This window comes from Trinickia fusca (assembly GCF_003628145.1).
GTDB classification, from domain to species: Bacteria; Pseudomonadota; Gammaproteobacteria; order Burkholderiales; family Burkholderiaceae; genus Trinickia; species Trinickia fusca.
The window spans coordinates 73,870-93,179 of the sequence record NZ_RBZV01000012.1 but is presented as its reverse complement, the minus strand read 5'-3'; the positions used below and the strand labels follow the sequence as shown (position 1 = coordinate 93,179).

Below are 19,310 nucleotides of genomic sequence, written 5' to 3'. Positions count from 1 at the left end.
TGCAGCGCCGTGTTTATATCGAATTCCCTCAAGCGACAGGGTAACTGGTCATGCCGTTTCCGCTGCCTTGCGGCCGGAAGCCGCAGCCCATCCCTGAAGAACGAATGCCCCCACGCCTGCGAGTAACGCGAGGACGGTGATGACGCCGCCAATCCACGGAATCCATCGGACGAGCGAAAGCGCCAGCACTGCCAGCGCCGCATAGGCAGTGCGCCGCCGCTTGAGTGCCGCATCGGTCGGACGGACGCGGCGCACAATCGCATCGCCGAGTGCGATACCCGCGCTTACGTAGCCGATGAGCATTAGCGCCGGGTAGGCAAGAACGACAAGTATCCCTAGCGGCGCCCCGATTCCCGTGACGAGCAGCACAATGGCGGCAACAGGCGCGCAAACGATCACGACGAACGCCAGCAGCAGGCTCAGCAGGAACCGCTGGCTGAGCGTTTCGGATACACGCAAGCTAACGCCGGGCATGGTGGCAACCAGTAATGCGGCGAGAAGCATCAGGCCGATCGTCCAAATCCAACGCCCGACTCGATGCATCGCTCGAGCAGGGGCATGAAGCCGTTGTGCCGTCAGCCGTTCGATGCCGCCACTGACGACGGCGCGTGGATCTTGTTCTATGGGGTTCGGGCTGCGGTAGCGCAGTGCGCCAGTCACGCGCGCGTTCGGCCCGAGCGCCACTTCGCGTCCACTTGCTTCTACGTCGCCGCCGACCGTGCCGTCGATGTAAATGCGGCCGCCTGCTGCTTCGACGTAACCCTTGACGTCACCGATCACGTTGATGCGTCCTCCGGCAACGCTGACATTGCCGGCAATATGCGCGCGCCGCCCGATATCGATCCTGCCGCCGGCAAGGCGTGCATTCCTGCCGACGGCGCCATTCACGACCACCTCGCTGCCCGCGGCGTAGAGGTTTTGACCAGCATCGCCGTCGATAAGAAGGTCGCGGCCGGTGAGAACGACATCGCCAGCTACGTTCGACGAAACGATGACGGCCGTTCCCGCAGCCATCGCATCGCCGGCTACCGGCTGCTCGATTTCGACGCTGTTGCCCGTGGCGAAATGATCGTTGCCGATGTCGCGGATGAACCCACGCCCTGCGTGCTCGGCGGCGCAGGCCAAGTTCGTGAATGCGAGAAGCAATGCGATGGATATGACCGCAAGCCGATTCATGATCGCGCTCCTTGTGGGCGGTGGAGAGCCTTGCCCTCCATGCTTTCGAAGCATAGTGCCGATTCCCGATGTTTGGGTGCCGATCAAGCGGTGCGTGTTGCAGCCACCGCCTTGATTTCGACAAGAAGCGTCGGCCTGGCCAGTGCGGCCACGCGTGAGGCAGAATATTCACGATCTCTTACCTGGGGCTCGGCATGGATCTCACCAAAACGCTTATTGTCGGCAATTCGGGGGCGGGAAAAAGTTGGTTGTCGGAGCGTATCGCCGACAGCCTCAACGGAACTTGGATCGATCTTGACCTGATTCACTGGCAACCCGGAGGGTTCAACGTCGCGCGTCAACGGGAAGAGGCGATTCGGCTTGCTCGCGAAGCGGCGAACCATGATCGTTGGGTAATCGAGGGGATATACGGCTGGCTGATCGCAGAGATTCAATCGGGCGCGACCGCATTGATCTGGCTAGATCTTAGCGAGGCCGAATGCACCAACAATATTCGGCAACGCGGGATTCGCCGCGACGGAAACGATGAATCGTTCGCCGCGCTACTACACTGGGCCGAAACATACAGAAGCCGGGATGGTTCAAGCTCATACACGGCACATGCCCGCATTTTCCACGAATTTGCCGGCCAAAAGCAGCGCCTCTGTAGTCGTGATGAGATAGCGTGCTTTGCCAGCCTTTTGGGCGCCCCGTAGTTCAGGCGATGTGACGACACTTGCTGTGATCCTGCGGTAGCCTGTGAGCTCGCGTGGGCAGGCCAGAAGCCGTCATTCGACATCGGTCCGAAAATCGCCGACAATTTTTCCACAAAAATGTCCGGTTACCTCCATGAAAATTCTAGCGGCGTTGGCAGCCGTTCCGATCTGCATTTCGAGTCATGCTGCGGCACAAAGCATGCCCCGGGTGATTCCTGTCGACAACGGCATCAATCAAGTTGAGTTGCATGGCCAGCCAGCGATGGTCGTTCGTGCTTGGCGCGAGAATTTCAACGCACATGGCTTTGATGTCATTTCCATGTTCGTCAAAGAGACTAGTGGCAGTGGCAACGGATCGTGGAACATCGTGCCTATCTTTGATCGCGAGGCGGGGAACCCCGAGCGCCTTAATTTCGTAGCTGGTGGTGGGGCGGATTGTCAGCTGCGTGACTTTCGACTCCTCACGTCCGCCGAAGGGAAGTCGACGCAGTTGGTCACCGCTACGAGAGACGCGGGTGCAAGCTTCGCAGACCCTGCAAACGTGCGGTTTGATTACTACGAGCTGACCGAGAACTCAGACGAAGTGCCCGGGTGGCCGAAACTCTATTTCAAGTGGCAGAAATCCGTGATGGCGAGGGAACAGTACTGTGACGTGAATATTGCGCTCGACCGGGAGCTCCGACTTGGGCTCTCAAGCGGTTCGCGTATCGATGGCAAAGAATGAACTCGCGCCAGGTAGTTCCTCGGCTTGTAGGAACGTCTACGTCTTACGGAAGCAGACTGACCGCTTCGGGTCCCTATAAATTGATTGCGTCCTACGAGCGACGCATCACACCACCTTAGTACCGAATCCCACCGTTTTTACCGCCTTTTTATTTGCAACTCGCTACACTCGCTTTGATCTACAACCCCACAGGAAACCGAACCGTGGCCATCCGATGGCGTCGACCTTCGACTAGCTTCGCTGCCTGAGCGGCGGGACGTCCACGCTTCGCATCTTTGAGCCGCCGTCCTGCCATGCCACATGGCACGCGGTGCGCCTCTCTTACTTTTCCAAGAACGCAAGCAAAAGCAGACGCGTTTTCCATGCGGCGCATTCGCACGCGCTTGCGCGTCCGTGTTTGCTTGCGCCAACTCGCGCAACGCATGCTCGATCGTCACACGTTTGCATGCGTGCCGGCGACGTATTGCCTCGCGCGAGCACGTTTTCACTTCCACCCAGGAGGCTGTCGATGACTGAACTGAGACACCGCGCCGCCTTCAGCACGCTGCGCTTGAGCGCGCACGAGATGGCGGCGCTCTTGTTGTTGTGCCATGCGCCTATCGACGTCGCGCTGGCCGACTCCGATGTGATGGCACTCAAGGACGCAGGCCTTGCCAGTCTCGTCGAATGCGAGCCGCACAGGTTCCAGTTCGTGATGACCGAGCAAGGCAACGCCGTGCTGCACGCATTGGGCGCGGCCTGAGCTGTCGCGGCGCGTGCAACGCGCCATGTATCGAGATCTTCGTTCCCGCAGCTACATGCTGCACTATTCTATGGAGCCGCTTCATGTTTGAACTCGGCAAGTCGTATACGCGCGAATATATCCACACCGTCTGTGGCGGCAACAAGCAAGCGTTTCTGCCGACCAAGAATGGCAAGGTCGTGGCGGCCTGTCTGCGTCGCGACCTCAATCCGCAAGCCCCCGATGTGGTCCTCTGCAACGGTGGCGCGGCGTCCCGTGCGGCGGGTAACACGTTGTCGCGGCAGACCGATGCGATCCCGGTGTTCATCAAGCAGGAGGTCGATCAGTTCGAGTACGTCGGTCAATTCAAGGTCAGCGAATCGTTGACGACGCCGGTCGACTGCGCGCAGTACGCGAGCAACAGCAGCTTCACGACCGGACAGATTGCGCGCGTGATCAAGCTTCTGCGCTGTTGATCGTGCCCGGCATCGCAATGTGCGATGCCGGCACGCAAGAGAAACGACGGGCAGGCGCTAGCACGGCGCCTGCCCGTCGTCGTATCAAGAAGAGAAGAAGATGAGCGGCACTGTCGCCGCGAGATAGACGGTCAGCCCTACGACGGGCGAGCCGAGCGCCACGGCAACGGCAGCAAAGATGGCTGCGATGACGAGCAGCGCGCCGAACCGGCGGCGCAGCACTCGACGGCGATCCACGACCGCGAGACTTGTATCGCGCCCGATGTGTTCGATACCGAGCGTTTGCTTCCAGAACGTCAGACCAAGCATGTCGAACCTCCCGAAATGTGCCGGGAGATTGTCCTGCGACCCGTGTGCGGTTGTGCGTATAGATTGCATCCCGGCTTGTTAACCAAGCATAAAAGCGCAGGACCGGGGGGCTCACAAGCAAAGCACGAGTCGCCCCGACTCTACCCACTCCGTTTACGGATTTTTTACCTACCGGGTCATTGTTTTGCCAGGCCGCTTATATCGCTTCACCTAGATTTTTAAGTGGAGCGATCCCGCTCGTGGGGGCCTGACATGGACCTGGTCTCGATTGCCGGCATAGCCGTCCTGTTCGGGTTATGCGTCGCGCTTGTCTTGGGCTGCGAAAAGCTGCGCAGTCGTCAGCCGGGAGGCCGGCCATGAGCACCTGGATGATCTGGCTCGCTAGCGCGTCGACGCTGCTTCTATTCGTCTACCTCGTCTACGCGCTCATTCGCGCCGAGGAGCTCGAATGAACGCGAACGACCTGTTGCATACGGCACTGTTCATCGTCGTATTGCTCGTGGTTGCCGTCCTGCTCGGCCGTTACATGACCGCGGTGCTGGACGGTTCTTCCGTCGTCGTCCGAAAGATCGGGCGGCCGCTCGAACACCTGCTGTACCGGCTCGCCGGCGTCGACGAACTGGCGGAGATGTCGTGGAAGCAATACGCGTATGCGGTGCTGCTGTTCAACGCCGTGGGCGCGCTCGCCGTCTACGGCGTGCTGCGCTTGCAGCAATGGCTGCCGGCCAATCCGCTTGGCCTGGGGCCGATGACGACCGATGCGGCGCTGAATACGGCAATCAGCTTCACGACCAACACGAACTGGCAGGACTATACGCCGGAGACGACGGTCAGCTACCTGACGCAAATGGCAGCACTTGCCGTGCAGAACTTCTTGTCGGCGGCGACGGGCATTGCCGTCGCCGTCGCGCTGATCCGTGGCCTGGCTCGTCACACGGCGAACTCGATCGGCAACTTCTGGGTGGACCTCACGCGCACGACGCTGTACATCCTGATCCCGATCTCGCTAGCGCTGTCGCTGCTGTTCATCGGGCAGGGAGCGATCCAGAATTTCCGCCACTACGCGGACGTGCCGACCCTGCAAACGACGACTTATCAAGCGCCGAAGACCGACGCACAAGGCAATCCGCTCAAGGATGCGAAAGGCAACCCCATCCTGCAGGACGTGAAGGCCGACAAGCAGACCATCGCGATGGGGCCGCTTGCGTCGCAAGAGGCGATCAAGATGCTGGGCACGAACGGTGGCGGCTTCTTCAACGCCAACTCCGCGCATCCCTACGAAAATCCGACGCCGCTCACGAACTTCATCCAGATGGTGGCCATGCTCAGCATCGGTGCGGCGCTGTGCATCGTGTTCGGCAGGATGGTCGGCGACCAGCGCCAAGGGTATGCGGTGTTGGCAGCGATGACGATTGCGTTCGCGCTCGCATGCTGGGCCGAGATTTCATACGAGCAGGCGGGCAACCCGCTAATCGCTTCGTTGCACGTGGATCAGGGCTCCTCCGCGCTACAGGCCGGCGGGAACATGGAAGGCAAGGAGACGCGCTTCGGCATTGCGGACTCGGGCATCTTCACCGTTGCGACGACCTCTGCATCATGCGGCGCCGTCAACAACATGCACGATTCGCTGACGCCGATGGGCGGCTTCGTGCCGATCCTGATGATGCAGTTCGGTGAAGTGATCTTCGGCGGTGTCGGGTCGGGCCTCTACGGCATGCTGGTGTTCGCGCTGCTCGCGGTGTTCATCGCGGGCCTCATGATCGGGCGCACGCCCGAATACATCGGCAAGAAGATCGAGTCGTACGAGATGAAGATGGTGGCGATCGCCGTGCTGGCCATGCCGCTCATCGTGCTGGTTGGCACGTCGATCGGTGTGCTGTCGCCGCTCGGCACGGCGGGCATCGCCAATCCCGGCGCGCACGGGTTCTCGGAGATCCTCTACGCCTTCACGTCGGCCACGAACAACAATGGCAGCGCGTTTGCGGGGCTGTCCGTGAATACGCCGTTCTATAACGTGCTGCTCGCGATCGCGATGTGGCTCGGCCGGTTCGTGCCTGTCGTCGCCGTGCTGGCGATCGCCGGATCGCTCGCCGCCAAGAAGCGCATTGCAGTGACCGAAGGCACGTTGCCAACGCATGGCCCGTTGTTCGTCGTGCTCCTGCTGGGAGCGGTCGTGCTCATCGGTGTGCTGACGTTCGTGCCCGCGCTCGCACTGGGGCCCGTCGCCGAGCATTTGGCCATGATCGCGGCACATTGAATTCGGGGGATAGCATGGCGCATTCTAATTCCACGCCTTCTCATCGGCCCGACAACCTCGGGCAGGCACGTACCGCGGCGCACTCGATGTTCGAGCCGGCACTCATCAAGCCCGCGTTGGCCGACTCGTTCAGAAAGCTCACGCCTCGTACCCAGCTGCGCAACCCCGTGATGTTTTGCGTGTACGTCGGCAGCATCCTCACGACGATCCTGTGGTTGGCTGCACTCGCGGGCCAGGCCGAAGCACCGGCCGCCTTCATTCTAGCGATCGCATTGTGGCTATGGTTCACCGTGCTGTTCGCGAACTTCGCAGAAGCGTTGGCCGAAGGGCGCTCCAAAGCGCAAGCGGCGTCGCTGCGCAGCGCAAAGCACAACGTCGTGGCAAAAAAACTGGGCGAGCCGCATCCGAAAGCAGCGGTCCGCGTCATGGCCTCGACCGATCTGCGTCGTGGTGACGTCGTGCTCGTCGAGACGGGCGACACGATTCCGGCCGACGGCGAAGTCATCGAAGGCGTGGCGTCGGTCGACGAATCGGCCATCACGGGCGAATCGGCACCGGTGATCCGCGAATCGGGCGGCGACTTCTCGTCGGTGACGGGCGGCACGCGTGTGCTCTCGGACTGGATCGTCGTGCGCGTCACGGCCAATCCCGGCGAAGCGTTTCTCGACCGCATGATTGCGATGGTCGAAGGCGCCAAGCGTCAGAAGACGCCCAACGAGATCGCGCTGACGATCCTGCTCGTGGCACTGACGATCGTGCTGCTGCTCGCGACGGCGACGCTGCTGCCGTTCTCGATGTTCGCGGTCGAGGCGGTCAAGTCCGGCCACGTCGTCACGATTACGGCGCTCGTCGCGCTGCTCGTGTGCCTGATTCCGACGACGATCGGTGGCTTGTTGTCGGCGATCGGCGTGGCCGGCATGAGCCGCATGATGCAGGCCAACGTGATCGCCACATCGGGCCGCGCGGTCGAAGCGGCAGGCGACGTCGACGTGCTGTTGCTCGACAAGACCGGCACGATCACGCTCGGCAACCGGCAGGCGGCGAAGTTCGTTCCCGCGCCCGGCGTGTCGGAACAGGAGCTCGCCGACGCGGCGCAACTGTCCTCGCTGGCCGACGAAACGCCCGAAGGCCGCAGCATCGTGATTCTCGCCAAGCAACGCTTCAACATCCGTGAGCGCGATATGAGCGCGCTGCACGCGACCTTCCTCGCATTCTCGGCACAGACGCGCATGAGCGGCGTCGACTTGCCCGATCGCGAGATCCGCAAGGGCGCGGCCGATGCGGTGCAAGCGTATGTCGAGTCGCACGGCGGGCGTTTGCCGGCGGAAGTTGGCAATGCCGTGACCGAGATCGCCCGACGCGGCAGCACGCCGCTGGTCGTAGGCGAAAAGCCCGGCGGTCATGAAAGCGGCGACACGCGTGGGGCGCGCATCCTGGGCGTGATCGAGCTCAAGGACATCGTGAAGGGCGGCATCAAGGAGCGCTTCGCCGAGCTGCGCAAGATGGGCATCAAGACCGTCATGGTGACCGGCGACAACCGGCTCACGGCGGCGGCGATCGCGGCCGAAGCCGGCGTGGACGACTTCCTGGCCGAAGCCACGCCCGAGGCCAAGCTGAAGACGATTCGCGCGCATCAGGCCGAAGGCCGGCTCGTGGCGATGACGGGCGACGGCACGAACGACGCGCCGGCGCTCGCGCAAGCCGACGTGGCCGTGGCGATGAACACGGGGACGCAGGCGGCGAAGGAGGCGGGCAACATGGTCGACCTCGATTCGAATCCGACCAAGCTCATCGAGATCGTCGAGATCGGCAAGCAGATGCTGATGACGCGCGGCTCGCTGACGACGTTCTCGATCGCCAACGACGTGGCCAAGTATTTCGCGATCATTCCGGCTGCATTCGCGTCGACCTATCCGCAACTGCGCGTGCTCGACGTGATGCACTTGACGTCGCCTTCCTCCGCGATCCTGTCGGCGGTGATCTTCAACGCGCTGATCATCGTGGCGCTGATTCCGCTTGCGCTCAAAGGCGTGCGCTACCGGCCGCTCGGCGCGGCGATGCTGCTGCGACGCAATCTGCTGATCTATGGGCTCGGTGGCGTGCTGCTGCCGTTCCCGTTCATCAAGCTGATCGATATGGTGCTGACGGTGTTCGGCTGGGCCTGAGCGTGACAGCCGCGTTGCGCTCGCGCCGGAGAACGAGATCTCTCGATTGACAATGACGATCATGAAAACCCTGCTACGCCCCGTGCTGGTGCTGTTCGTCGCGTTGACGGTGATAACGGGCATCGTCTATCCGCTCGTCGTGACTGCGATCGGTCAGGCGGTGTTTCCGGCGCAGGCCAACGGCAGTTTGATCGAGAAGCATGGCGTGCTCGTGGGCTCGTCGCTGATCGGTCAGCAGTTCGATGCGCCGTACTACTTCTGGGGCCGTCTCTCTGCCACGTCGCCGAACCCGTATAACGCGCAGAATTCGTCCGGCTCGAATCTCGGGCCCACGAACCCTGCGCTCGTCGACGAAGTGAAGGGCCGGCTGACTGTCTTGCACAACGCCGATCCGTCGAATACGGCGCCGGTGCCCGTGGATCTCGTGACGTCTTCGGGAAGCGGGCTCGATCCCGACATCAGCCCGGCTGCGGCCGACTATCAGGCCGCACGCGTGGCGAAGGCGCGCGGCCTGTCACGCGATCAGGTCATGGCGTTGATCGCGCAGCATACGTCGGGACGGCAATGGGGCGTATTCGGCGAATCGCGTGTCAACGTGCTCGCGCTCAATCTCGCGCTCGACGAACTGAAGCCGATGCATTGATGCGATGGTCAAACCTGCCGTCAAGATTCTGCTGGTGGAGGACGATCGCGTTATCCGCCGTTTCGTGCGTATGTCGCTCGAGCATGAGGGGATGCGCGTACTCGAGGCCGACAGCGGGGTGCCAGGCATCAGCATGACCACAGCCACGAGCGCGATGCCTGATCTCATGATCGTCGATCTCGGCTTGCCGGACATCGATGGCTTGGAGGTCATCCATCAGGTCCGCTGCCGTTCTACGATGCCCATCATCGTCCTGTCGGGACGATTGCACGACGAAGAGAAGATCGCCGCCCTCGACGCGGGCGCCGACGATTACGTGACCAAGCCGTTCAGCATGCCCGAACTGCTGGCCCGCGTGCGCGCCCAGCTGCGCAGGCATCATCGTCAAGCGCCGGCCGGAGCGCTGCAAATCCGCTTCGGCCGGATATCGATCGATCTCGAAGCGAGGCTCGTGGTCCGCGACGGCGAGACCGTCCATCTGACGCCCGTCGAATACCGTCTTCTGACCGTGCTCGCGCACAACGCAGGGCGCGTGATCACGCATCGGCAGTTGCTGCATGACGTATGGGGCCCTGGTCACGCGGAAAATTTCCACTACTTGCGCATCTATATGGCGCATCTACGCCTTAAGCTCGAGCAGGACCCGGCGCAGCCCAAATACATCGTGACGGAAACCGGAGTCGGATATCGGCTGGCGGGCGTCGATTTTGGTTCGGGGCCGGGGGAGGCGGTGAAAGAGCCAAGTTGAGCCGCGACGCGCGGTGCGTTTACTTACACAATCTTTGCAGTGCCTGCTGCATTTTTTTCGAAATCCTGCGGCGCGGTCCGGTAGCTTCTCGAACAGTCCATCGAGGAAGCTTCGAACGACATGAATCATCACTTCGGTCGCATTCAAATCGATCGCTCGTTTGCTACGCGTGTTTCGATTCAGGCGATGATGGTGTGCACAAGTTTGCTGTGCAGCGGCTGCTACGGTGCAGACACGAGCGCGGCATCGGTACCTTCGTCGATACCGGACATAGCGGCGTCGGCATCCAATGCCGAGTCGACACCCTCGGCCGGGGATATTGCAAAAACGCTGAACGTTCAATTTCACATCGGCATGCGCGAGTCGCTGAAGATCGCCAATGCGGTCCTGAATGCGGCGCAGCGCGATATGGTGTCGCCGATCCTGCTGCTTGCGGTGATCGCCGTCGAGTCGAATTTCGATCGGCATGCCGTCAATCCATCGGGCGCAAGCGGGCTCATGCAGATCATGGCCTCCGCTCATCGGGATCGTGTCGCGCGCGTCACCGACCTGACCGACGCGGATACCAACGTCAGTATCGGCTCTGCCATTTTGCGCGAGTACCTGCAGGCCGCCAACGGCGACATGCACGATGCATTGCTGCGCTATAGCGGTGGCGCCAAAGGGTATCCGCTGCGCGTGGCCGATCGCATGCGGCGCATCGGCGCCGCCGTGGTGTGGCGCGGTCAAGTGCAGACCGCGGCGTCGGCGGTCTCGATCGGCTATCGATGATCTTCTTGCTCCGCGCGACTCCAAGTCACCGAGCACTTCCGGTTTCGGGTAACGCCGACTGGCAAGTGTGATCGAGCCGACCTACATTTCTCTGTTGCAACGATTGCCCGCCGCCTGGCCGGGGCGTTCGCCAATCGTCCGTCGCGCGGACAGCAGACGTATGAATGCAGCTACTTAATTGATCGCCGTGCGCCGATTACCTGCGGGAACATCATGGCGACGATCAGGAAGATGTGGGAGCTGGTGAAGGGCAAGCCGCTCGACCCGCTCGATGCGCGCACGCGCCATGCGATCGCCGTCTCGCCGCTGCTCGCGTGGGTGGGTCTCGGCGCAGACGGACTGTCGTCGTCATGTTATGGCCCCGAGGAGGCGTTTCTCGCGCTCGGGCATCACGCACCGCTCGCGCTGTTTCTTGCCTTTGCGACGGCCGCTACCGTCTTCATCATCGCGCTCGGCTACAACCAGGTGATCGAGCTGTTTCCGACCGGCGGAGGCGGCTATCGTGTCGCGACGGCGCTGCTCGGCCCCCGCCTGGGGCTCATTTCCGGCGCGGCATTGCTCGTCGATTACGTCTTGACCGTGGCGACTTCGCTCGCCAGCGGCGTGGATGCGTTCTTCAGTCTGCTGCCGGTCGGCGCGCAATCGGTCAAGCTCACGACCGAGCTGGTGCTGATCGTGCTGATGACGACGCTCAACTTTCGCGGCATGCGTGAATCGATTCTGGTGTTGTTCCCGATCTTCGCCGGCTTCGTCGTGCTCCATCTGGTCCTCATCACTTATGGCGTCGCGGTGCAGGGGCATCATGTGGCGACCGTCGTGCCCGATGCGTTCGGCGAGGCCCGTGGCATGGCGAGCGCCACCACACCGTTCGTGGTCATTGCGCTCTTGATGCGCGCGTTCTCGTTGGGCGGCGGTACGTACACAGGCCTCGAAGCCGTATCGAACAACGTCAATATGCTTGCCGAGCCGCGCGTGGGGAACGGCAAGCGGACGATGGCGTACATGGCGACGTCGCTCGCGTTCACGGCGGGCGGCATCATCTTGCTGTACATGCTTTGGCAAGTGAAGCCGGTCGACGGCGAGACGCTCAATGCGGTGGTATTTCGCAGCGTCATCGATCACCTGGGGCTCGGCTCCCCGTTTGCACGCCATGCGTTACTCGCCGCAGTGCTGGCTTTCGAAGCGGGGCTGCTGCTCGTCGGTGCGCAAACGGGCTTTCTCGATGGGCCGGCCGTCCTGTCGAACATGGCATCCGATTCATGGGTGCCGCGCCATTTCCGCGATCTGTCGACGCGGCTCGTCCGGCAGAACGGCATCGTCGTGATGGGCGTGGCGAGCCTAGCCATTCTGCTGTGGACGCGTGGCGACGTATCGGTGCTGGTCGTCCTGTACAGCATCAACGTCTTTCTGACGTTCAGCCTGTCGCTGCTGGGGCTGTGCACCTATTGGTTTCGCCGACGGCGCGAGGACCGCAGCTGGCCTCGGCACTTTGCCTTGTCGGCGCTGGGCCTGTCGGTGACGAGCGTAGTGCTCGTTATCACGCTAGTCGAGAAATTCACGGCTGGCGGCTGGCTGACGGTGCTCGTCACGACCGCCGTCATCGTGCTGTGCCTGTTGATCAAACAGCACTATCGGGAAACGCGCTTGCTGATCGCCAAGGAGGACGAACTGTTCGAAGGGCCGCCGCCGATGGTCGATGAAAGCGAGGCGCCCGGTAAGCCCGATCCGGCACTGCCGACGGCCGTTTTGCTCGTCGGGCGGCATCGTGGGGCGAGCATGCATGCGCTGCTCTGGGTCAATCGGCTCTTTCCCAACCACTTCAAGAACGTGATCTTTCTAGCGGTGGGTGAAGTCGACGCGCAAAGCTACGAAGGTGCCGAACAACTGGAGCGCCTGAAAGCAACGATTACCTCGGCGCTCGAGTACTACGTGGCGCATTGTCGACGACACGGCATCGCGGCCGATTATCGCGTCGCGTTCGGTACGCACCCGATCGGCGAATTCATGAAGCTCGCCGACGAGACGATGGAGGAGTTTCCCAATAGCGTGTGCTTTGCAAGCAAGCTGATTTTCCGGCGCGTCAACGTGTTGACGGCGTGGCTGCACAACCAGACGCCGGCCGAAATCCAGACTCGCCTGCATCAGCAAGGCAGACAAATGGTGTTGCTGCCGATGAACGTCGGGTAGGGCGCAGTGCCGAGGCAACGACAAAGCGACGAAACGACACGTTCATGTCATGCCTTCAACCAGTAGTACTCGCCCGAGGCGATCCCCTCGAACATCTGATCGTTGGCGTCGATCACGTTTTGCCGCCAGTAGCGGCCATGCTCCGCATAGTGCGTGAAGAGATCGGCCACGACGTCGCCGTTCACGTCGGGCGTCAGCGGCAGCCGCAAAATCAGCACCATGCCGCCGGTATCGGAATCGAGCCCGAGCTGTGCCTGGTCCTGTGCATAGATCAGCAGGTTGGCTTCCAGCATGAGCCGGAAGACGGTCAGCGTGCGGCCGGCCGTCACCGTGCCGTAATGGAAGTTCACGTACATTGCGTGCGGATCGTTTTCGAAGTGATCCATCCGCACGTCGAACCCTTCGACTTCGAGCGTTCGCGTTTGCAGTACGTGCTCGGCATCGGGCAGGCCGACCACCAGGCACACTTCCCGCACCACTGCGACGTAACGTTCGAGACTCATGCCACCCTTCCAGTGTCAAAGGTGCCCCGCTCCCGTTGCGGGAGCACGGCTCATCGGCCCAAAGGCGATCCGACAAGCTGCGCATCGACGCGCTACACATGGTGATGTGGCCCGCGTCGATGCTGCCCGCAAAAATGAGCGGCAATTACTGGGGGGTTGTCGAGACGTTCTTGACCCCCGACGCCAGCGAGCGCTGCAGGTTCAGAACGGACTCCATCATCGTGATATCCATCTGCATGCTAGCCATCTGCTGCATCATCGGCATCATTTGACCCATGCTCGACTTCATTGCGCCGCTTGCGGCGCCTGCGCTACCTGTTGCCATGGTTTGCTCCTGGTGAAGAAGTGGTACTTCGGTTGAGAAAGACTACGGTTTGGAACTGCTGATTTACTGCTGAAAACGGGGACGTTCGTCCGCTTAGCGATCGTCGTCCGGTTGAGACTTGAGCTCGGCGAGCTTCTGCACGATGCGCGAGGCCGCGTGCAAGCCGAGGTACAGCGCCTGCAGGTGTCTGCGTTCGCGCTCTTCCGTCGCGGCGCCGAGTGCGTCGCTCATACGCTGGGCCGTTGCGTCGAGCGCGCCCATCAGGCGCGTGACGCGCGCCGGGCTCGTCGTCGAGTTCAGCATCGCTTCGAAGCCGACCATGTCGGCAGCAACGGGTTGAAGAGCTTCGTACATGGTGAATACCTCGCTAGGTTCGACTGCGTTTCGATATCCGGCCAACCGTTACGCTCGGCCGTGTTGTGCGGTGTGACGCCGCACGATTCAAGGCTGCCTGCTCGGCATGTCGCGATGCGACGAGGCCGGGCCGGCAGGGTAAAGGTGCTTCACGCCATCGGGCGTTTCGACGTAGCGCACGTCGCCGATCGCGATCAGTGCCGAGTAGTCTCCGGCGCTCGCCATCGGCGCCGGCGCTTCGTGCACGGCGACGTCGACGCGCTGGATGTTCGTGTCGAGATCGCTCTTCACGCGTGCCAGCGCCGCTTGAAATTGCGTCATCGACTGCACGGTGCCGTCCACTTCGAACACGCCCGCACCGCGATACTTGACGTGCACGCCAGCGACACCGAGCGCGTCTTCGAGATTGCGACGGTCGTCCTCGCCGACGTCGTATTGCCGAAGAATGCGGCTCTGATCAGGCGCGAGGCGCGAGAAGATGCCACGTGCGGCGACGTCCTCGGCAGCCGTGCCCACCATGCCCTCCACAACGATCGCGCTGCCACGCGGCTGGGCTTGCAGGTCGTTGAGGCCGGCCGTGCGCAACGCGGCACCGACGCGGACCGCAAGCGCCTCGGGGTTCGTCGTCGCCTGTGCGTCGCGTGGCCGAGCACCGAACAGCGTCGCACCGGCTACGAGCAGCGCTGCGATCATGCCGCCCGCTAGCGCTACGCCGATCGCGCGTTGACTTTGCGTGCCCGTTGCCGCGCGCACTTGCTGCGCTTCGGGCTTGATCCACAGCATGCGCAGCAGGTCCACGTCGGCTGGCCACGGCGCATTGTCCGGGCCGAAACACAGCACTACGTCGCCGAACGGCACGGGCACGAGATCGGGCACGAGCGTCACGGTCGACTCGACTGCCGCCGTTGCTGGAGCCGCGGCATCCGCATCGGTGCCGGCTTGCATCGTATCGACGTGCTGCGATGCGTGGTCGCCTTCGAACGTCCAGCGTATGACACCCGTCTCGTCGAGCGAGACGCGAATGCCCTGTTCGGTCCAATCGGTGATGCAGACATCGGCCTGATCGTCGGGGCCCAGGCGATAGTCGCCGGGCGCAAGCGGGATCTGCGCACCGGAGTGAGCGCCCGTCAGGATGCGGAGCTGTTTCATCGCGTTTGCCTCGATACGCGCTTGATCGCGCGGGGTAGTTGCCACTGCGGACATGCCGCTTTCTCAATGTTGTTCAGTCTATCGAGAGTCATCTGCACTTATCGACCCGATGCGAAACGTTCAATGGTTTTGCGAAGCGTCGTCATGTTCCTTGTCGCGCGGCGTCGTCTTCATTGCCGGTTCGGTTTTGCCGGACAGCGTAGCCTTGGGGGGCTGCGCGCCGCGCGGCCCAACCGTCAGCAGAAGCGTCTTGAGACGATTCGCTTTGTGCGGGAGTTGCCGCGGCGTCGACGGGTGCTCGAAGCTCAGCACGAGCAGCGGGCGTAGTACGTTCAGGTCTTGCTGTCGCTCCGACAACGAGCCGTGCGACGTGCGCGGCTGACCAGGCTCATCGAGCACGCTCTGCAACTGATGCTTGACCCCGAGCAGGCCCGTTTGCCGTGTGGCATCGCGCAATATCGGGTGGCGGGCACGCGCGCCGATCAAGTCGAGCGAACTGCCCAGTACTTCGGACGTGACCTTCGTCGATGGGTCATGCGCGAGTCCTGAGCCGAAATCGACGCAGCGCCGTGTCCATGCAAGACGGGTCTCGGTCTCGAGCTTCAACGGTTCGTCCACCAGCGAATTGGCGATCTGGCGCATGTCGCTGCGAATGGCCGATGGCGAAATACGATTGCTGACCTTCACCTTGACGACGGGTGGGCGCTCGTCTTCCTGTTGCTGTTGTTGCTGACGTCCGCCGTTCTGATTGCCGTCGCGATCGAGACGTTGAATACCGTGTTGCGGCACATTCGGGTCTTGTGAACCGTGAGCATGCGCATGGACATGCTGATGCCCATGCGCGTGCTGCCCATAATGCGCCTCGTGCGGCTGCCCCTGGCCGTGCGCCTTGCCTTCGCCGTGCGCGGCCTCCTTGCGTGGCTTGAGATGGCTCAGCAGCTTTTGCGCGCGCGAGCCGCGCGTGCGCTCGGCGGCGGCACGTGCTGCCGCGAACCGTGCGCTCAACTGCAAGCCGGCACGCCGGCGTGCCGCAGCCTGACGCATACGCAGCATCTGCTGACGCTTCATCCGCGTAGCGTCGGTCGAGGCGTGCTGCGCTTGTGTCTGTTGCTGGACCTGCTGCTGTTTCTGCTGCTCGTTCGCGGCCTCGGTTTCGTGCTCTTCGCCGATGCTGCCGTCGCTCTGAGCGAAGCTGTCGTAGCGGATATCGCTCATGACGGCACCGCCAATTGCACGAGCTCATTGGCAAAATGCAGGATCGCCGAGCCGCCCCACGGCGCGAGCATCGCGATCGCGGCGACCGACACGACAAGCTTGATCGCGTAGGAGATCGTCTGGTCCTGCAGCGACGTGATCGCCTGAATGAACGAGATCAGAAGCCCGGTGATCGCGGCGATCAGCACGATCGGCAGCGAGACGTACAGGCACAGCATCATCGCCTGCATCGCGAGGCGGATCAGATTTTCGACTTCCATAGCAAGCTTTTCCTCATCGGGGCGAATACTGCGGCGCCCGTCTATCGATACGTCAATACGAGCCCATGTAGCAGTGTGGACCAGCCGTCCATGACGACGAACAGCAGCAGCTTGAACGGGATCGCCACGTTGGTCGGCTGCACCTGGTTCAGGCCCATCGCCATCAGGACGTTCGCGATCACGAGGTCGACGACGATGAACGCGATATACAGCAGGAAGCCGATCTTGAACGCGTCGGTCATCTCGGTCAGCGTGAACGCCGGCGCGAGCACGATGAGGTCGTTCTCCTTGAGCTGGGCGGCCATCTGCTTGGGCCATACCACCGACGCCGAGCGCAGGAAGAAGCGTTTCTCGCGGTCGTGCGTGTGCTTGATCAGGAACTGCCGGAACGGCTCCTTGGCCGCGCCGAACGCGCTGATCATGACCTGCGACGTTTCGGTCGGCATCGGCCGGTTCTGCATGTTCGCCATTGCCTCCATGCCGACGGGCGCCATGACGTAGATCGACACGAGGATCGCGATGCCGTTCAGGACCATGTTGGGCGGCACCTGCTGCACGCCCAGCGCATTGCGCAGCAGGCTCAGGACGACGCTGATCTTGGCGAACGACGTCACCACCATTGCGATGAAGGGCAGCATGCTCATCGCCAGCACGGCGATGAGCAGGCCCGTGAAGTCATTGAACTGAAACATTGCCGTGCGACATCTGAACAATGCGTACACCGAGCTGTTCGCCTACCGTCACGAGCTCCCCCAGGCCGATCGTCTGGCCGTACGACGTGAGCCGGATGCGCGCATCGGCCACGGGTACAGGCAACTCGACCACATAGCCTGCGCGCAGTGCAGAGAGCTGCACGACGGGCATCGGCACCGTGTCCAGTTCGAACTTCACGGGCAGGTTCAATTCGCCGATGTCGAGCGGCTCTTCGCTGTTGACAGGTGTTTCGTGGTCTTCGGTTTCGTAGGTCATGGTCGGAGTTCCCTGAAAAGTCATCGTGCATCCTTCGATGCGTACATCGGCGGCGAGCTGGAACGCGCCGGGAATGCCCCATATCGCGCGTAGATCGGCAGGCTGCGATGAAGCGTCCATGCAGGCCGCAAGACCTGCGTCGACGGCGCGCAGCAGCACGTCGCCGGGGCGCAGCGAGCGCAGCGCGTCGATGCGATAGGTGCGGGTGCCGGCGAGCAGGCGCCCCGGCACGCTGATCGTGCTGACATGGCGCGCATACGGAATTTGCTGACGTGCGACACAGGCCGAGAGTGCCTCGACGCAACCGTCGTCGAGCCTGCCCAGCAGACATTCGATGTGGCGCTGGCCGTGGCGGAATGCCACCGCGAAGGCGGTGCGCGGATCGGCCGGCACCCGCGCGCGGCGCACGCCGAGCACGCGTATGTCCGCGAGGCCCAGCGTCGCGCAATGCTCGACGAGCGGGGCGAGCAGAATGGCGGCTACCGCATTGCGCAGGGCGGTGTCGCCGTCGCGCATCGGCTCGACCGCGTTCTGGGCAACGCCGGTCGGCATGGCGTCGCGGCTGGCCGTATCGACCGCCACGCTGGCCAGCGCCGGGTAATGTGCCAGATCGATCGCGACCGAGGCGTGCGCAAAGCCGTGACTCAAGTCGATCCAGCCTGGGTCGGCGAAGCGTGTGCGCTCGCCGGCCTCGACGGACAGCGCATTGATGCCGAGCTTGATCTGAAGCCAGGCGGCGATGCGTTCATCGGCGACGAGCCGCGCGAGGCGCGCAGTGCGAGGTTCGATCGCGGGCAAAGTCGCCAGCGCGGCCGCGCCCCGCACGATCGGGCCGCGCGTTGCGGCGGCCGCAGGAGTCGGTGACGTAAGTTCCATGCTTCCCTTGTTGTCGATGAATCGGGTACGGCGGTGACGGTGCGTTGCTTAGCCCTAAGGCACCAGTCATAAGACGACGATCTCGACTGTGCGGGGCACGTTGTGCTGCGCGAGGAGCACTTCGAGTCGCTGTTTCAATACGTCGCCGTGATGCAAGACTAGTTGCTTGGACCTGATTTGTTCGGCCTCGAACCGAAGCGTCAAATCGAAATACGAAAGCGTCATCGCGAGCGTGCAGCCGGGCAGAATCTTTGGGTCCAGTGCAAGACGAATTTCCCAGTGTCCTTGTGCGAGGACGGCCGGATCGGTGCAGAAATCGGCGACGCGATTCGCGAGGTAGTCGACCAGCATGAGCAGTTGCTGCTGCTCGTTGGCGAGTACATCGAGGTAGGGCGTTTCGTGGCGTTGCAGCTGTTGCGCAAGCGTCTCGACGGATTCCTGCGCAGAGGCGGGAGCGGTTTCGGCCTGTGTGCCGCCGCGCGTATGCGCTGCCGTCTCGCCGATAGGTCTTGATTCGAGCTCGGCTTCCGGTGGTGCAGGGGCGTGTGGGGTGTCGTGCGCATAAGCCGGCTGATGCGCCTCCTGCGCATCGTCCGTTGCGGGGTGCCCGGCGCTGTGGTCGGTTATGCCGGCACGTGTCGGCGATCGGCGTGCCTGGCGCCCGCGTTCCAGCAGCCGCTCGTAGTCGTCGCGACGACGCGATACGTTGGCGGGCTCCAACGCCGGCGCGTCGTCATCGTCGACGAGGACGTGCACCGCGTAAGGACGAAGCATGCTCATCGTGCGC

The 19,310-nt window shown here is 62.6% G+C and carries 22 protein-coding genes; 11 read left to right on the top strand and 11 right to left on the bottom strand.

The features are described from left to right. Positions 1 to 48: 48 nt before the first annotated feature. Complete coding sequence (locus D7S89_RS22135; protein WP_245983143.1) at positions 49 to 1,176, bottom strand: bactofilin family protein; 1,128 nt, start codon at positions 1,174 to 1,176, stop codon at positions 49 to 51. A 194-nt stretch (positions 1,177 to 1,370) separates the two neighbouring features. On the opposite strand from D7S89_RS22135, the gene D7S89_RS22125 reads away from it, so the two are divergent. The 4 genes from D7S89_RS22125 (at position 1,371) to D7S89_RS22110 (ending at position 3,792) form a co-directional block, all read left to right on the top strand. Continuing rightward, the gene (locus D7S89_RS22125) at positions 1,371 to 1,871 is read left to right on the top strand and encodes a P-loop NTPase family protein (protein ID WP_121281008.1); all 501 of its coding nucleotides are present in this window, start codon (positions 1,371 to 1,373) and stop codon (positions 1,869 to 1,871) included. Positions 1,872 to 2,004: 133 nt separating this feature from the next. Further along, entirely contained in the window at positions 2,005 to 2,595 is a 591-nt protein-coding gene (locus D7S89_RS22120; RefSeq protein ID WP_147426734.1) for a carbapenem self-resistance protein CarG family protein, read from the top strand. Positions 2,596 to 3,103: 508 nt separating this feature from the next. Next, the gene (locus tag D7S89_RS22115) at positions 3,104 to 3,337 is read left to right on the top strand and encodes a hypothetical protein (RefSeq protein WP_121281006.1); all 234 of its coding nucleotides are present in this window, start codon (positions 3,104 to 3,106) and stop codon (positions 3,335 to 3,337) included. Between the two features lie 83 nt (positions 3,338 to 3,420). Further along, positions 3,421 to 3,792 (top strand): DUF6697 family protein, encoded by a 372-nt coding sequence (locus D7S89_RS22110; protein ID WP_121281005.1) that lies wholly within the window; start codon positions 3,421 to 3,423, stop codon positions 3,790 to 3,792. An 84-nt stretch (positions 3,793 to 3,876) separates the two neighbouring features. Here the strand turns inward: D7S89_RS22110 and D7S89_RS22105 are convergent, their stop codons facing one another. Next, positions 3,877 to 4,101 (bottom strand): hypothetical protein, encoded by a 225-nt coding sequence (locus tag D7S89_RS22105; RefSeq protein ID WP_121281004.1) that lies wholly within the window; start codon positions 4,099 to 4,101, stop codon positions 3,877 to 3,879. Between the two features lie 356 nt (positions 4,102 to 4,457). On the opposite strand from D7S89_RS22105, the gene kdpF reads away from it, so the two are divergent. The 7 genes from kdpF to D7S89_RS22070 all read left to right on the top strand — a co-directional run bounded on the left by kdpF (position 4,458) and on the right by D7S89_RS22070 (position 12,872). Continuing rightward, the gene (kdpF, locus tag D7S89_RS22100) at positions 4,458 to 4,553 is read left to right on the top strand and encodes a K(+)-transporting ATPase subunit F (RefSeq protein WP_121281003.1); all 96 of its coding nucleotides are present in this window, start codon (positions 4,458 to 4,460) and stop codon (positions 4,551 to 4,553) included. Then, positions 4,550 to 6,358 carry a potassium-transporting ATPase subunit KdpA gene (gene kdpA / locus D7S89_RS22095; protein WP_121281002.1) on the top strand — a complete coding sequence of 603 codons (1,809 nt, stop codon included), beginning with the start codon at positions 4,550 to 4,552 and terminating at the stop codon, positions 6,356 to 6,358. Before kdpF ends, kdpA begins: the two co-directional genes overlap by 4 nt. 14 nt (positions 6,359 to 6,372) lie before the next feature. After that, a complete protein-coding gene (gene kdpB / locus D7S89_RS22090; protein ID WP_183085311.1) occupies positions 6,373 to 8,523 on the top strand; it encodes a potassium-transporting ATPase subunit KdpB in 2,151 nt (716 codons plus the stop codon). A 61-nt stretch (positions 8,524 to 8,584) separates the two neighbouring features. Further along, on the top strand, positions 8,585 to 9,166 hold the full coding sequence (gene kdpC / locus D7S89_RS22085; RefSeq protein WP_121281068.1) for a potassium-transporting ATPase subunit KdpC: 582 nt from the start codon (positions 8,585 to 8,587) through the stop codon (positions 9,164 to 9,166). Positions 9,167 to 9,170: 4 nt separating this feature from the next. After that, entirely contained in the window at positions 9,171 to 9,914 is a 744-nt protein-coding gene (locus D7S89_RS22080) for a response regulator (protein WP_121281001.1), read from the top strand. A 120-nt stretch (positions 9,915 to 10,034) separates the two neighbouring features. Beyond that, entirely contained in the window at positions 10,035 to 10,685 is a 651-nt protein-coding gene (locus D7S89_RS22075; RefSeq protein WP_121281000.1) for a lytic transglycosylase domain-containing protein, read from the top strand. Positions 10,686 to 10,898: 213 nt separating this feature from the next. Beyond that, positions 10,899 to 12,872 (top strand): APC family permease, encoded by a 1,974-nt coding sequence (locus tag D7S89_RS22070; protein ID WP_121280999.1) that lies wholly within the window; start codon positions 10,899 to 10,901, stop codon positions 12,870 to 12,872. A 47-nt stretch (positions 12,873 to 12,919) separates the two neighbouring features. On the opposite strand, the gene D7S89_RS22065 is transcribed toward D7S89_RS22070, so the two are convergent. The 9 genes from D7S89_RS22065 to sctP all read right to left on the bottom strand — a co-directional run bounded on the left by D7S89_RS22065 (position 12,920) and on the right by sctP (position 19,303). Then, a complete protein-coding gene (locus D7S89_RS22065; RefSeq protein WP_121280998.1) occupies positions 12,920 to 13,375 on the bottom strand; it encodes a type III secretion system chaperone family protein in 456 nt (151 codons plus the stop codon). A gap of 145 nt (positions 13,376 to 13,520) precedes the next feature. Continuing rightward, entirely contained in the window at positions 13,521 to 13,700 is a 180-nt protein-coding gene (locus D7S89_RS22060; protein ID WP_121280997.1) for a hypothetical protein, read from the bottom strand. Positions 13,701 to 13,793: 93 nt separating this feature from the next. Continuing rightward, positions 13,794 to 14,054 (bottom strand): type III secretion protein, encoded by a 261-nt coding sequence (locus D7S89_RS22055; RefSeq protein ID WP_121280996.1) that lies wholly within the window; start codon positions 14,052 to 14,054, stop codon positions 13,794 to 13,796. Between the two features lie 87 nt (positions 14,055 to 14,141). After that, on the bottom strand, positions 14,142 to 15,203 hold the full coding sequence (locus D7S89_RS22050; protein ID WP_147426733.1) for a type III secretion system protein: 1,062 nt from the start codon (positions 15,201 to 15,203) through the stop codon (positions 14,142 to 14,144). A 120-nt stretch (positions 15,204 to 15,323) separates the two neighbouring features. Then, positions 15,324 to 16,418 (bottom strand): hypothetical protein, encoded by a 1,095-nt coding sequence (locus D7S89_RS22045; protein WP_121280994.1) that lies wholly within the window; start codon positions 16,416 to 16,418, stop codon positions 15,324 to 15,326. Further along, positions 16,415 to 16,678: a type III secretion system export apparatus subunit SctS gene (sctS, locus tag D7S89_RS22040; RefSeq protein WP_121280993.1), complete on the bottom strand. Its 264-nt coding sequence runs from the start codon at positions 16,676 to 16,678 to the stop codon at positions 16,415 to 16,417. Before sctS ends, D7S89_RS22045 begins: the two co-directional genes overlap by 4 nt. A 41-nt stretch (positions 16,679 to 16,719) precedes the next feature. Beyond that, positions 16,720 to 17,370 (bottom strand): type III secretion system export apparatus subunit SctR, encoded by a 651-nt coding sequence (gene sctR, locus D7S89_RS22035; RefSeq protein WP_121280992.1) that lies wholly within the window; start codon positions 17,368 to 17,370, stop codon positions 16,720 to 16,722. Next, complete coding sequence (gene sctQ / locus D7S89_RS22030; RefSeq protein WP_121280991.1) at positions 17,354 to 18,523, bottom strand: type III secretion system cytoplasmic ring protein SctQ; 1,170 nt, start codon at positions 18,521 to 18,523, stop codon at positions 17,354 to 17,356. Before sctQ ends, sctR begins: the two co-directional genes overlap by 17 nt. A gap of 66 nt (positions 18,524 to 18,589) precedes the next feature. Next, positions 18,590 to 19,303: a type III secretion system protein SctP gene (sctP, locus tag D7S89_RS22025; protein ID WP_121280990.1), complete on the bottom strand. Its 714-nt coding sequence runs from the start codon at positions 19,301 to 19,303 to the stop codon at positions 18,590 to 18,592. Positions 19,304 to 19,310: the final 7 nt, after the last annotated feature.

What these genes read in the sequence shown, in the direction of transcription:
- D7S89_RS22135 (WP_245983143.1), bottom strand. Translation starts at nt 1,176, where the DNA reads ATGAATCGGCTTGCGGTCATATCCATCGCATTGCTTCTCGCATTCACG.
- D7S89_RS22125 (WP_121281008.1), top strand. Translation starts at nt 1,371, where the DNA reads ATGGATCTCACCAAAACGCTTATTGTCGGCAATTCGGGGGCGGGAAAA.
- D7S89_RS22120 (WP_147426734.1), top strand. Translation starts at nt 2,005, where the DNA reads ATGAAAATTCTAGCGGCGTTGGCAGCCGTTCCGATCTGCATTTCGAGT.
- D7S89_RS22115 (WP_121281006.1), top strand. Translation starts at nt 3,104, where the DNA reads ATGACTGAACTGAGACACCGCGCCGCCTTCAGCACGCTGCGCTTGAGC.
- D7S89_RS22110 (WP_121281005.1), top strand. Translation starts at nt 3,421, where the DNA reads ATGTTTGAACTCGGCAAGTCGTATACGCGCGAATATATCCACACCGTC.
- D7S89_RS22105 (WP_121281004.1), bottom strand. Translation starts at nt 4,101, where the DNA reads ATGCTTGGTCTGACGTTCTGGAAGCAAACGCTCGGTATCGAACACATC.
- kdpF (WP_121281003.1), top strand. Translation starts at nt 4,458, where the DNA reads ATGAGCACCTGGATGATCTGGCTCGCTAGCGCGTCGACGCTGCTTCTA.
- kdpA (WP_121281002.1), top strand. Translation starts at nt 4,550, where the DNA reads ATGAACGCGAACGACCTGTTGCATACGGCACTGTTCATCGTCGTATTG.
- kdpB (WP_183085311.1), top strand. Translation starts at nt 6,373, where the DNA reads ATGGCGCATTCTAATTCCACGCCTTCTCATCGGCCCGACAACCTCGGG.
- kdpC (WP_121281068.1), top strand. Translation starts at nt 8,585, where the DNA reads ATGAAAACCCTGCTACGCCCCGTGCTGGTGCTGTTCGTCGCGTTGACG.
- D7S89_RS22080 (WP_121281001.1), top strand. Translation starts at nt 9,171, where the DNA reads ATGGTCAAACCTGCCGTCAAGATTCTGCTGGTGGAGGACGATCGCGTT.
- D7S89_RS22075 (WP_121281000.1), top strand. Translation starts at nt 10,035, where the DNA reads ATGAATCATCACTTCGGTCGCATTCAAATCGATCGCTCGTTTGCTACG.
- D7S89_RS22070 (WP_121280999.1), top strand. Translation starts at nt 10,899, where the DNA reads ATGGCGACGATCAGGAAGATGTGGGAGCTGGTGAAGGGCAAGCCGCTC.
- D7S89_RS22065 (WP_121280998.1), bottom strand. Translation starts at nt 13,375, where the DNA reads ATGAGTCTCGAACGTTACGTCGCAGTGGTGCGGGAAGTGTGCCTGGTG.
- D7S89_RS22060 (WP_121280997.1), bottom strand. Translation starts at nt 13,700, where the DNA reads ATGGCAACAGGTAGCGCAGGCGCCGCAAGCGGCGCAATGAAGTCGAGC.
- D7S89_RS22055 (WP_121280996.1), bottom strand. Translation starts at nt 14,054, where the DNA reads ATGTACGAAGCTCTTCAACCCGTTGCTGCCGACATGGTCGGCTTCGAA.
- D7S89_RS22050 (WP_147426733.1), bottom strand. Translation starts at nt 15,203, where the DNA reads ATGAAACAGCTCCGCATCCTGACGGGCGCTCACTCCGGTGCGCAGATC.
- D7S89_RS22045 (WP_121280994.1), bottom strand. Translation starts at nt 16,418, where the DNA reads ATGAGCGATATCCGCTACGACAGCTTCGCTCAGAGCGACGGCAGCATC.
- sctS (WP_121280993.1), bottom strand. Translation starts at nt 16,678, where the DNA reads ATGGAAGTCGAAAATCTGATCCGCCTCGCGATGCAGGCGATGATGCTG.
- sctR (WP_121280992.1), bottom strand. Translation starts at nt 17,370, where the DNA reads ATGTTTCAGTTCAATGACTTCACGGGCCTGCTCATCGCCGTGCTGGCG.
- sctQ (WP_121280991.1), bottom strand. Translation starts at nt 18,523, where the DNA reads ATGGAACTTACGTCACCGACTCCTGCGGCCGCCGCAACGCGCGGCCCG.
- sctP (WP_121280990.1), bottom strand. Translation starts at nt 19,303, where the DNA reads ATGAGCATGCTTCGTCCTTACGCGGTGCACGTCCTCGTCGACGATGAC.